This is a genomic window from Flavobacterium lacisediminis, assembly GCF_025909975.1.
GTDB classification, from domain to species: domain Bacteria; phylum Bacteroidota; class Bacteroidia; order Flavobacteriales; family Flavobacteriaceae; genus Flavobacterium; species Flavobacterium lacisediminis.
This window is the reverse complement of record NZ_JAPCIO010000001.1, coordinates 225,163-237,086: the sequence shown is the minus strand read 5'-3', so window position 1 is coordinate 237,086 and position 11,924 is coordinate 225,163. Positions and strand designations below refer to the sequence as shown.

Here is an 11,924-nt window from a genome sequence, read left to right as displayed (position 1 = left end):
AAAGACTTCTAAATGGAACTTTACAACTACATAAAATCATTACATTTAATCTTTGTTATTACTTGGTTTGCTGGGTTGTTTTACATTGTTAGGTTATTTGTTTATCATGCTGAAGCAAAACAAAAATCGCAACCAGAGCAAGATATATTGATTAAACAATACCAATTAATGCAATATCGATTGTGGTTTATCATAACTTGGCCAAGTGCTGTTTTAGCAAGTATTTTCGCTTTTTGGATGTTGTTTTTTACCGAAGTAGGCAAAGTTTGGTTAACTCAACCTTGGATGCATGTTAAACTAGCTTTTGTGTTTCTATTGTATTTGTATCATTTAAAATGCCACCAAATTTTCAAACAATTACAGAATAATGATGTAAAACATTCGTCAGGATTTTTCAGACTTTGGAACGAAGGTGCTACAATTATTCTTTTTGCAGTGGTTTTTTTAGTAATTTTAAAGAATGCTATTAATTGGATTTTTGGAGTTGTTGGTATTATAGCTTTTTCAGTTCTATTAATGTTAGGATATAAGCTGTACAAACAAATTCGAGAAAAAAACAACAGCTAATTTTTAGCACAGCGATGGACAGAATATTCAATTTTAAAAACCTTTCATTACGTGTAAGAATATTTCTTTCCATGATATTCTTAACACTAATTGCATCTGTCCTAATTGCAGCGGTTTCCATTTATCAATTTAGAAAAGAAGCGCGTGAATACCATCAAGATAGGCTGGAAAGAAAAGAAGTGGCCATTACAGAGCATATTAACTATGTGCTACAAACCACCACTTATCCACTAAGTACCGAAAACATCCCGTTGATTTTTAAAGATAAAATCTTCGAGTTGTCTGATATTCATAGTATGGAAATTAACTTTTTCGATTTAAAAGGAAAATTGTTGATTTCGTCTAAAGCAATTTTTAAGTTAGATAAAGACAAGCCAAAAATCAATCCATCCACATTAAAAATTATCCAATCTTCTTTAGATAAACGCTACATTGAGTTTTCAAAAGTCGATGGACAATCGTTTCGTTCTTCCTACTCCTATTTAAAGGACACCAAGTTTAAACCCATGGGTATTTTAAATTTGCCTTACGAAGAAAATACCGAGTTTTACGACAATGAAGTTCAAAATTTCTTAATTCGATTCGGACAAGTTTATATCTTCATGTTCTTAATTTCAATTATATTGTCTTATTTCTTGTCGAGTTATATTACAAAATCGTTAAAGATTATTAGCGATAAAATGGAAGAAACGCAATTGAATCAGCGCAATGAAAAAATTGTAATTGAAGATGGAAGTAAGGAAATTAACCTGCTGATTAATTCGTACAATACTATGGTGGACAAGTTAGAAGAAAGTGCCACTATTTTAGCACAGAGTGAAAGAGAACAAGCTTGGCGCGAAATGGCAAAACAAGTAGCTCATGAAATTAAAAATCCATTAACACCAATGCGATTGACCGTGCAAAGTTTTCAAAGAAAGTTTGATGCAAACGACCCTGATATTTCAAAAAAACTAGATGATTATACCAAAATAATTTTACAACAAATTGACACTATGAGTGCTGTGGCAAATGCATTTTCTAATTTTGCGACCATGCCAGCCCAACAGAATGAAACGCTAAATGTTGTTAACGTCGTTAAAATGGCAATGGAAATTTTTAATGAAGATTTTATTCAATTTTCGGCCTTAGAAGATGAAATCATTACAAAATTAGATAAAACTCAATTGATTAGGGTGATTACCAATTTGGTTAAAAATGCAATTCAAGCCATTCCCGAAGAACAAGAAAAGAAATTGGTTTTTGTTACAGTTTTTAGACAGGATAACGAGGTAAAGATTGCTGTAAAAGACAACGGAAAAGGAATTTCACTAGAAAATCAGGAGCGTGTTTTTGAACCAAAATTCACCACAAAATCAAGCGGAATGGGACTTGGTTTGGCCATAATTAAAAATATCATAGAAAATTATCATGGAACTATTACCTTTGAAACAGAACCTAATGAAGGAACTGAATTTTTAGTTTCGTTCCCAATAAATAAATAATAAAACAAGTAAAATGGAAAACATTCTTATTGAAAAACAAGACGCAATTGCGATTATAACTATTAATAGACCAACAAAATTAAACGCTTTAAACAAAGCTACAATTCAAGAATTACATGATGGTTTTAAAGCGTTAAACGAAGACAAATCAGTAAAAGCTATTATCATTACTGGAAGTGGCGAAAAAGCATTTGTTGCCGGAGCAGATATTTCAGAATTTGCCAATTTTTCAATAGAAGAAGGTGGTAAATTAGCTTCACAAGGACAAAAATTGTTATTTGATTTTGTACAAAATTTAAGTACACCAGTTATTGCAGCAGTTAATGGATTTGCTCTTGGTGGCGGATTAGAATTAGCAATGGCTTGTCATTTTAGAATAGCTTCAACAAATGCAAAAATGGGATTGCCAGAAGTTACTTTGGGTGTGATTCCTGGTTATGGAGGCACACAACGTTTAGCGCAATTAGTAGGAAAAGGGCGTGCTATGGAACTAATCATGACAGCAGGAATGATTGATGCAGAAACGGCTAAAAATTACGGATTAGTAAACCATGTTGTTGTACAAGAAGAACTATTAGATTTCACAAAAGGTATTGCTTCAAAAATTGCAAATAATTCAAGTGTAGCTATCGCAAAAGCAATCGAAGCAATTAATGCCAATTTTGAAGACGGAACGAATGGTTATGAAGTAGAAATTAAAAACTTTGGTCTTTCTTTTGGAACCGAAGACTTTAAAGAAGGGACAACCGCATTTTTAGAAAAACGAAAAGCAATATTTCCTGGAAAATAAAATATAAACCCAGAACTTAGTTCTGGGTTTTTTATTTAAGATTACTAAAAAATGTTTTAGTTATTTTTTTTAAGTATAATTGTTAAAATGTTTAATTTTGATTTGAAATAAATATTTTTTAATTATTTAACAAACAACAACACAACAATTATGTTAAAACAAATTAATGATTTCGTAGCTGAAGTTGCAAAATCAAACCCTAATGAACCTGAATTCTTACAGGCAGTACAAGAAGTAGCAGAAGCTGTTATTCCATTCATTGAAAGTAATAAAAAATATAATAACAAAATGCTTCTTGAGCGAATGGTGGAGCCTGAGAGAGTAGTTATGTTTCGCGTAGCATGGATAGACGATTCAGGAAAAACAAGAATTAATAAAGGATATCGTATTCAAATGAATTCTGCAATTGGACCTTATAAAGGAGGATTGCGTTTTCATCCATCTGTTAATTTGAGTATTTTGAAATTTTTGGCTTTTGAACAAGTGTTTAAAAACAGCTTAACCACATTACCAATGGGTGGTGGTAAAGGAGGTTCAAACTTTGATCCAAAAGGAAAATCAGATACTGAAATTATGCGTTTTTGTCAAGCGTTTATGGATGAATTATTCAGACATATTGGCTCAGATACTGATGTTCCGGCTGGAGATATTGGTGTAGGAGGAAGAGAAGTAGGATATATGTTTGGAAAATATAAAAAGCTTAGAAATGAATTCACAGGTGTATTAACTGGAAAAGGAATTTCTTTTGGAGGTTCATTAATTCGTCCTGAAGCTACCGGATATGGAACGGTTTATTTTGCACAAAGTATGTTAGCAACTAAAGGAACTTCTTTTAAAGGAAAATCGGTATTAGTTTCGGGTTCTGGTAATGTTGCACAATATGCTATTGAAAAAGCAACACAGTTAGGTGCTAAGGTGGTTACTACTTCTGATTCTTCTGGTTATATTTATGATGCAGATGGAATTGATGCAGAAAAACTTGCCTACATCATGGAAATCAAGAATGTAAATTATGGTAGAATTTCTGACTATGTAGCAAAATATCCTAATGCTAAATTTATAGCCGGGAAACGTCCTTGGGAAGTAAAAGGAGATATTGCATTGCCTTGTGCTACCCAAAATGAGTTAAATGGAGAAGAAGCAAAATTATTAGTTAGTAATGGATGTATTTGTGTTGCTGAAGGAGCTAATATGCCATCAACTCCAGAAGCAATATCAGAATTTCATAAGGCAAAAATCTTATTTGCTCCAGGAAAAGCGTCAAATGCTGGAGGAGTAGCTACTTCTGGTTTAGAAATGTCGCAAAATTCATTACGTTTAAGTTGGACAACAGAAGAAGTTGATCAAAGATTATTTAAAATTATGAGTGATATTCATGAATCTTGTGTAAAATTTGGAACTGATGAAGATGGATACATAGATTATGTAAAAGGAGCAAATATTGCAGGTTTTGTTAAAGTTGCTGATGCAATGTTAGCGCAAGGAGTAGTATAATTCAAAATACAATTTCATAAAAAAAGCGGTTTTCTATCTGAAAATCGCTTTTTGTTTTTATTCTTGTCCATCCCATTCCGAGTAAAATTGACTCAAAAAAGTAATCATAAAATCATGACGTTTTTGCGCTATTTTTTTACCGGTTTCTGTATTCATTTTGTCTTTTAAAAGTAATAGCTTTTCGTAAAAATGATTCAGCGTTGGAGATTCACTATTTTTATATTCTTCTTTCGTCATATTCAAGTTAGGCTGAATATTTGGATTGTATAAAGGGCGGTTTTTAAATCCGCCATAATTGAATGTTCTAGCAATTCCTATGGCGCCAATGGCATCTAATCGATCAGCATCTTGTACGATTTCTAATTCTTTAGAATTGAATTTTTTTTCAAAATTCCCACCTTTAAAAGATATATTTTCAATAATAGCAATAACATGCAAAATAATGTCTTCAGAAACATTTTGCGATTCTAAAAAAACTTTAGCTGTTTTTGGACCAACCGTTTCATCTCCTCCATGAAATTTTGAATCAGCAATATCGTGTAACAAAGCTCCTAACTTTACCACGGTCACATCACAATCTTCACTTTCAGCAATTAATAAAGCATTTTTATATACACGTTCAATATGAAACCAGTCATGTCCACCTTCGGCGTTGATTAATTGATTTTTTACAAAAAGTATGGTGTTATTGATTAATTGCATGTTTACAAGTTACAAAAAAATCCCAACTTTAAATAAAATTGGAATTTAGATATTAAGTTTTGAAAATCCTTATTTTACTAAAGCAGGCTCAACCCATTTAAAAAGTTGTCCTTCAGCTGGAACTACCATTCTTTCTGAAATTTTTGCCATTCGAGCAGGTAATTTCATAAGGTAATCACGTGCTTTTTCAGCTTCATCGGTAAGATTACCAATTTTATCAATTTCCCATTTTTCATTCAATTTTTTTAGAATGTCAACATAATCCATCGCAGTGTAAACACCTAATCGTTGTGCTGATTCTGAGAATTTTTCAAATGCAGTTCCAATGCTTTCACCTGATTCTCTAATCAAATGAGCTGGCATCGTAATTTTTTTCTTCATCATGTATTGAAATGACAACATCATTTCACTTGGATCTACTTCAAAAATACGTTTCACAAATTCGCTATACGCTAAATGATGACGCATTTCGTCTCCTGCAATCAAATTACACATTTTGTGTAGTTTTTTATCACCAAATTTCTTAGCCATTTGTGCCACTCTATTATGAGAAACATAAGTAGCTAATTCTTGAAAACTTGTGAATACAAAGTTTTTATAAGGATCTCTTCCTGTTCCAGGATCAAAACCATCGTTGATTAAATGATGAGTTGTAATCTCTACTTCTCTCATGTTTACTCTACCAGAAAGATACAAGTATTTGTTTAATACATCTCCGTGACGGTTTTCTTCACCTGTCCATTGACGTAACCATTTTGCCCAACCGTTATCTCCATTTTCTCCTTTTTGAGAAACGCCTTCAACATCCATTAGCCAAGTTTCGTATGTTGGTAAAGCTTCCTCAGTAATTGTATCTCCTACTAAAGTTACCCAAAAATCATAAGGTAAATCTTTCGCGATTTCACGTAATTCTTTTACTTCTTCTAAAAAATTCTCTTTCGAAGAATCAGGAAGCAAATCAGTAGGCTGCCATATTTTTTCGACAGGGATTAAGAATTCTTCCATGAAATGATCCACTTTTTTTTCTAAAAATTGCATCACTTCTAAACGGACATTTTGAATAGACATAGGGGCTATATTTTAATATGTTGTGTTATTATTGTTTCAGTTTTTTCAAAAATTTCCTCAAAAGGATATTCTGAAATTTTTAAAGGCTCATGGATGTTGAATTCTAAACGAGTTCCTAAGCCAAGAGGGAATTGCCCAAATTTAGTCATTTTCCACGAATTATTAATCGTTATTGGTAAGAAGTATGCATCTGGAGCAAATTTGTATAGCATTTTTAATCCGTTAACTGCGAATGGTTTAGGAGTGCCAGTTTTACTTCTTGTTCCTTCTGGAAATATAACTACCGAGTAATTGTTATTGTTGATTAATTCGGCTACTTTTTTAATTTCTGGCAATGCTTGTTTTGGATCTTTTCTGTCGATTAATGCAGAACCTCCATGACGTAAATTATAGGAAACACTTGGAATTCCTTTCCCTAATTCAATTTTACTTATGAACTTTGGATGCACTTTACGTAAAAACCAAATGATAGTGGTAATATCATGTAAACTTTGGTGATTTGCTACAATAACTAAAGGTTTGTTTTTAGGAACATTTTCTAATCCTTTAATATGATAAGTAGTACCAACAATATGAGCTGTTCTAACTAAAAACCAATTCAGATAGGCAACACTTAAACGGTGGGCATTGTATCCAAAAACATTGAAGCATATCCATTGAATAGGGTGAAAAATTACCAACCATAAAAGGAAGAAAATGTAATATATTATTGAAAGTGGGTATGAAAGGATTTTTTCCATATAAAAACCAATTTAGGCAAAAGTAAGCTATAAAATAAAAAACCACCAATATTTTGGTGGTTTTTATTGTATGCCAGCATAGTAACTTAGCAAAATTCGTTGTAAGCGTCTTTTAAATTTTCAGCAATTAATTCTGCTGGACGACCTTCGATATGATGACGTTCTAGCATGTGAACTAATTCACCATCTTTAAATAAAGCCATACATGGTGATGATGGAGGAAAAGGAAACATATGTTGACGCGCTGCATCTACAGCTTCTTTATCTACTCCTGCAAAAACCGTTACTAATTGCGAAGGTTTTTTAGCACCATCTAAACTCATTTTTGCTCCTGGACGTGCATTTCTTGCTGCACAACCACAAACAGAGTTGATTACTACTAACGTAGTTCCTTCATTTTTTAAAGCATTTTCTACTGCTTCAGCGCTATATAATTCTTGAAAACCAGCTTCTGTTAATTCAGCACGCATTGGTTTTACCATTTCTTCTGGATACATAATTTTTATGTTATAAGTTAACGAGTGGCAAAGTTACAAAGTTTTTTGCTTGTTACAGAAAACCAATTCATAAAGATTTGTTATGTTTACATTTTTAAAATATATTATATGAATTTTTTAGCGGAACCTGATGAGTTTTATATTAAAATTGGATTTTTAATTATCTTTGTTATTGGTTATTTAATTATTCAGAAAAATAACAACTTGAAATTGACTTTGCAGTATGTATTGTATTCATATGGAATTGCAATTTTACTTCTGTCGTTAAACATTTCTCATATTTTTCCAGGATTTCCAAATGATGTTTCAGAATTAGAAAACAAGAAAAAATTACTTTATCATTTGCAAAGAAATAATGATACTCTTGTTGAAATTACTGAAGCTTTTCGTGATTTAGTTTTAATAACATTTTTATTTTTGGTTGCGATTATTTCTAAAATCATCAAGTATTTTAAATTAGAAAATTCTTCCAAATAAAGCCTTTATAAATAATATTTTTGGGCATTTCCAAATGACTTGTAAATCTTCCCAGATTGAAGTTTCTTCATCTAAAAATTTAAAAATTACAGTTGAACTTCCTTTTTTAAACATCGAAGAAAATATCTTAGAACCTAATTCGTTTTTTGAGCTTAAAATATCCAATAATAACAAATCATAGAACCAAAATTTATCTTTTTTATGAAATTTCGTGAAGTCGGATTCTGATTTTAGAAATTGAACTAAAGCTTTTGATTTTTTTGAAGCGTTTTTAAAAGTATAACCTGTGCTAGCTTTTGTCCAACCGCCAGCCGAACCAATATTGATAACGTTCTTTGTGTTGTGTTTCCAGAAAGGATAACATGTCATCGGGATATTGCCTTGTTCTTTTTCGATGATTTCGTATTCCGTTATGCCAAAATTTTCAATGTATTTCTTGATTTCAGATTCATATTCTTCTTTTGAAAGTAAGTCTTTTGAAAACAATGTATATTCTAACAACGCTTCATTTTCGGATGTTGGTAAAACATACATAAAACGCGTATTGCCTTTTTGTTCCACCGAAAAATCCATGAAAGTAGCACAATTTGGAGTAAAAACAGCCTCTTTACTTTTGATAAACCAACCTACAAAATGTTGCTGTATCAAAGGAAATTTATTTTGCGCAGTAACAATTTCAGGATGGTAAATTGAATTAAAAATTTTGTTACAAGTAAAAGTTTCTTCTTTGGTTTTTACAACGCAATGATTTCCTAATTCTGTAAAATCAACTACTTTTTGATTTAGAAAATGGATGTTTTTATGTTCGGAAATCTTCTTGAAAATCAATTCATAAAAATCCAAACCATTGATTTTCTTGTATTGATAAGGCGTTAGTTCTAAAACGCGATTGAATTTTTCATTTGCAAAAATAGCTTGATTCCATTTTTTTGAGACGATTTCATCAAATAAATTGTTTTCATCCCAAAAGCACCAAGTTCTATCGTTTGTTTTTTTAGTATTCTCATCAATTAGCAAAATAGATTTTTCATCGAATTTTCCAGATAAAAGCATTTCATAAACGGTCATCAAAGCCGATAATCCTGAACCTGTGAAAATATAATGATAATGTTGCATTAAAAAATGGTATATCGAATTCCTAAAAAGCCTCTAATTCCTTGGTTGGGTGCATACACATAACTTGGGTCAAAAGTTAGTGCGTATGGATTTGTTGGTGTAGCTAAAGCATTTCCGTTGGTGTCATATTCAACACCTTCATCAAACGGATCGTTTGCTCTAGCAATTAAGAATGAAGCGCTTTTGTTTGGCGTCCAATTCAAAATATTTTTCACACCACCATAAAGTTCAAAACTACGAAATTTTTTATAAGTAAATTGTATGTTTTGCAAACTCCAAATAGGAGAGTACTCAGGCCTTGGGTCTAAATCACCTAAAATTGGCAATCGCATTGGTCCATATAAATTCCCAGTGTAATCGATGGATAAAAACCATTTTGGAATATCGTAAGTTATAGCCCAATTAATGCTGTATTTTTCCGTTAAAACAGGTGTTGAAATCACTCCGTTTTGCACATTTTTAGGTTCCATAATCGTAAAACCAACAATTGCTTTTAATCCAAAAGGCGCAACTAAATCGATATTACCACTTATTCCTAACGTTTGTGCATAGCCATTTAAGTTCGAATAAATAATTTGATCTGGATTTGTGTCGTAATCTGGAATAATTTGGTTGTTAAAATACGTGTACCAAGCCGAAGTTTCAAATCCTAAAAAAACACCGTTTTCAAATCTGATTTTCTTCAAATAATTCAAGTTGATGTTGTATGAAGTTTCAGGTTTTAAATCTTCGGTAATTACTACATCTCTCGAACCTGTTAAAGCAGCGTGATCTTCGGTAAATAAATTCACGATTCGAAATCCAGTTCCTGCATTAATTCGGAATACATCGTTTTCTGTTGGATTCCATTTGTAGGCAATTCTGGGTGTAAAAATGTTGCCGTGATTGTTGTTGTAATCGTATCGAGCACCTAATAAAAGATGATGTTTTTCAGCCAATTTTATTTCATCTTGAAGAAAAACACTATAAATTTTTGTTTGTTCTGCCGAAAGGGTAGCAGTTGTATTGTCGTCATAATATTGATAACGAAAAGCAGCTCCCAACAACAAATTGTGATTTTCTAGCTTTTTATCCCAAGTATATTGTCCAAAAGCAATTTTTTGATTCGCCAAGTAAATCGTATTTCCATACACCGAATTTTGGTCATGAGCGGTCATTGAAAACGATAAATACATATCTTCGGTTGTTGGCAATTGATATTTACTCAAAAGTTCCACACGTTTCGTATAAATACTTTCGCCATACACTTCCGAACCACCGCGATACGATTTGTTCCATTGCATTTCGCCACCCCAACGGTCTTCGTAAAAAAGGCGTCCTGCGATGGTGAATTCTTTGTTGTTTTTTCGTTCAAAGTTCCATTTGTTGAAGATGGAAATACGTTCTTGTAAGGTTACATCGGTAAAATTATCGTTGTTGTTGTCAATTGGTTGGTTGTAGTTGTAATAATTGATGCCGACTAAAGTAACCGCATTTTTACCAATGTTACTTTTAAATCCTAAATCCACATTATTTTCTAACCAAGAAGTCGAAAAAATATCTGCCGAAAACAACGGGGCATTCAAAGGTTTTTTTGTGATAATATTGATTAAACCACCAACCGCTTCACTTCCGTACAAACTTGATGCTGGGCCTTTTACTACTTCAACTCTGTCAATCAACGAATTCGGAATTCCTGATAAACCATAAACGGTTGAAAGTGCGCTTACAATTGGCATTCCGTCAATCGTAACCATGGTGTATGGACCTTCTAACCCGTTGATGTGTATATCTCCAGTGTTGCAAATGTTGCAATTTAGTTGAGGTCGAACACCATTTACATTTTGCAATGCTTCAAAAATATTGGAGGTTGGGTTTTTCTTTAAAAAGGCTGTTGTATACACTTCTACAGGAACGGGTGTTTCCATTCTTGAAACGGGTTTTAGTGTTCCGGAAATTACTACATCGTCTAATGTGTTTGAATCTTCTTGTAAGGTGAAATTGATTGTTAAATCAGAATTGTTTTCAAGTGTAATTTTTTTCTTTTCGGATTTAAACCCAATGTATGAAGCGGTAATTGTATAAGAACCGTTAGGAATATTTTCGAATTCATATAAACCTTTTTCATTTGTTTCAACTCCTTTGTTTAGCTCTTTTATATAGATATTGGAATAAGCTAAAACTTCATTATTAGCGGTCACTTTCCCTTTTATTGTGTTTTGTGAAAAGGTAAAAAACGAAAAAAATAGAGTTATATAAATAAATATTTTAGACATTATAAAATTAAATTTAGACAAATCTAAAAATAAAACATTTACAAAACTAAAAAAACTTTATATATTTGTCAAAATGAATTGTTTATGACCATTTCTGAAGAAAATTATATTAAAGTTATTTATCATTTGTCTTTGGTTTCTCCAAAAGGCGTCAACACGAACGCTATTGCGGGAATGTTAGATACTAAAGCTTCTTCGGTTACCGATATGATGAAAAAACTTTCGGATAAAGATTTGGTAAGTTACCAGAAATATCAAGGCGTTACCTTAACTGAAAAAGGTTTTCATTCGGCAAAAATGATTGTTAGAAAGCACCGATTATGGGAAGTTTTTTTGGTAGATAAATTAGGTTTTTCTTGGGATGAAGTGCATGAAATTGCAGAAGAATTAGAACACATTAAATCCGAACAATTGATTAATAAATTGGATGCTTTTTTAGGTTTTCCAGCAGCTGATCCACATGGTGATCCTATTCCTGATGCAAAAGGTGTGATTAAAAAAATTGAGAAACAACTTTTATCGGAAGTCGAAATTAATGCCTCGTTTCATTGTGTTGGCGTGAAAGATTCGTCTACCGATTTTTTAAAATATTTAGACAAGCAAAAAATAGCATTAGGTTCGGTTGTTAAAGTAATCGACAAAGAAGATTTTGATGATACTTTAACGGTTGAAATTGATGGAAAAAGATTAACGATTTCGAATAAAATTGCTAATAACTTATACGTACAATAATT

At 32.0% G+C, this 11,924-nt stretch carries 12 protein-coding genes; 6 read left to right on the top strand and 6 right to left on the bottom strand.

Annotated features, from left to right (window positions below):
* Positions 1 to 12 precede the first annotated feature (12 nt).
* From OJ995_RS01175 to gdhA, 4 genes are all read left to right on the top strand, one after another.
* Positions 13 to 567 carry a CopD family protein gene (locus tag OJ995_RS01175; RefSeq protein ID WP_264367761.1) on the top strand — a complete coding sequence of 185 codons (555 nt, stop codon included), beginning with the start codon at positions 13 to 15 and terminating at the stop codon, positions 565 to 567.
* A gap of 71 nt (positions 568 to 638) precedes the next feature.
* Complete coding sequence (locus tag OJ995_RS01170; RefSeq protein WP_264368012.1) at positions 639 to 2,051, top strand: sensor histidine kinase; 1,413 nt, start codon at positions 639 to 641, stop codon at positions 2,049 to 2,051.
* Between the two features lie 13 nt (positions 2,052 to 2,064).
* On the top strand, positions 2,065 to 2,841 hold the full coding sequence (locus OJ995_RS01165; RefSeq protein ID WP_264367760.1) for an enoyl-CoA hydratase/isomerase family protein: 777 nt from the start codon (positions 2,065 to 2,067) through the stop codon (positions 2,839 to 2,841).
* Between the two features lie 150 nt (positions 2,842 to 2,991).
* On the top strand, positions 2,992 to 4,335 hold the full coding sequence (gdhA, locus tag OJ995_RS01160) for an NADP-specific glutamate dehydrogenase (protein WP_264367759.1): 1,344 nt from the start codon (positions 2,992 to 2,994) through the stop codon (positions 4,333 to 4,335).
* A 57-nt stretch (positions 4,336 to 4,392) separates the two neighbouring features.
* On the opposite strand, the gene OJ995_RS01155 is transcribed toward gdhA, so the two are convergent.
* From OJ995_RS01155 to OJ995_RS01140, 4 genes are all read right to left on the bottom strand, one after another.
* The gene (locus OJ995_RS01155) at positions 4,393 to 5,037 is read right to left on the bottom strand and encodes an HD domain-containing protein (RefSeq protein ID WP_264367758.1); all 645 of its coding nucleotides are present in this window, start codon (positions 5,035 to 5,037) and stop codon (positions 4,393 to 4,395) included.
* Between the two features lie 69 nt (positions 5,038 to 5,106).
* Positions 5,107 to 6,105, bottom strand: a complete 999-nt coding sequence (locus tag OJ995_RS01150) for an acyl-ACP desaturase (protein WP_264367757.1) — start codon at positions 6,103 to 6,105, stop codon at positions 5,107 to 5,109.
* Positions 6,106 to 6,110: 5 nt separating this feature from the next.
* Positions 6,111 to 6,845 (bottom strand): lysophospholipid acyltransferase family protein, encoded by a 735-nt coding sequence (locus OJ995_RS01145; protein ID WP_264367756.1) that lies wholly within the window; start codon positions 6,843 to 6,845, stop codon positions 6,111 to 6,113.
* An 86-nt stretch (positions 6,846 to 6,931) separates the two neighbouring features.
* Positions 6,932 to 7,342 carry a BrxA/BrxB family bacilliredoxin gene (locus OJ995_RS01140; RefSeq protein WP_133608889.1) on the bottom strand — a complete coding sequence of 137 codons (411 nt, stop codon included), beginning with the start codon at positions 7,340 to 7,342 and terminating at the stop codon, positions 6,932 to 6,934.
* Between the two features lie 108 nt (positions 7,343 to 7,450).
* Here OJ995_RS01140 and OJ995_RS01135 point away from each other — a divergent pair, with 108 nt between their 5' ends.
* Positions 7,451 to 7,819 (top strand): hypothetical protein, encoded by a 369-nt coding sequence (locus OJ995_RS01135; protein WP_264367755.1) that lies wholly within the window; start codon positions 7,451 to 7,453, stop codon positions 7,817 to 7,819.
* Here OJ995_RS01135 and OJ995_RS01130 read toward each other — a convergent pair.
* Both OJ995_RS01130 and OJ995_RS01125 read right to left on the bottom strand, forming a co-directional pair.
* Positions 7,799 to 8,935 carry a lycopene cyclase family protein gene (locus tag OJ995_RS01130; protein WP_264367754.1) on the bottom strand — a complete coding sequence of 379 codons (1,137 nt, stop codon included), beginning with the start codon at positions 8,933 to 8,935 and terminating at the stop codon, positions 7,799 to 7,801. The genes OJ995_RS01135 and OJ995_RS01130 overlap by 21 nt on opposite strands.
* The gene (locus tag OJ995_RS01125; protein WP_264367753.1) at positions 8,935 to 11,190 is read right to left on the bottom strand and encodes a TonB-dependent receptor; all 2,256 of its coding nucleotides are present in this window, start codon (positions 11,188 to 11,190) and stop codon (positions 8,935 to 8,937) included. The genes OJ995_RS01130 and OJ995_RS01125 overlap by 1 nt, the downstream gene beginning before the upstream one ends.
* A gap of 84 nt (positions 11,191 to 11,274) precedes the next feature.
* Here OJ995_RS01125 and OJ995_RS01120 point away from each other — a divergent pair, with 84 nt between their 5' ends.
* Complete coding sequence (locus OJ995_RS01120) at positions 11,275 to 11,922, top strand: metal-dependent transcriptional regulator (RefSeq protein WP_264367752.1); 648 nt, start codon at positions 11,275 to 11,277, stop codon at positions 11,920 to 11,922.
* Positions 11,923 to 11,924: the final 2 nt, after the last annotated feature.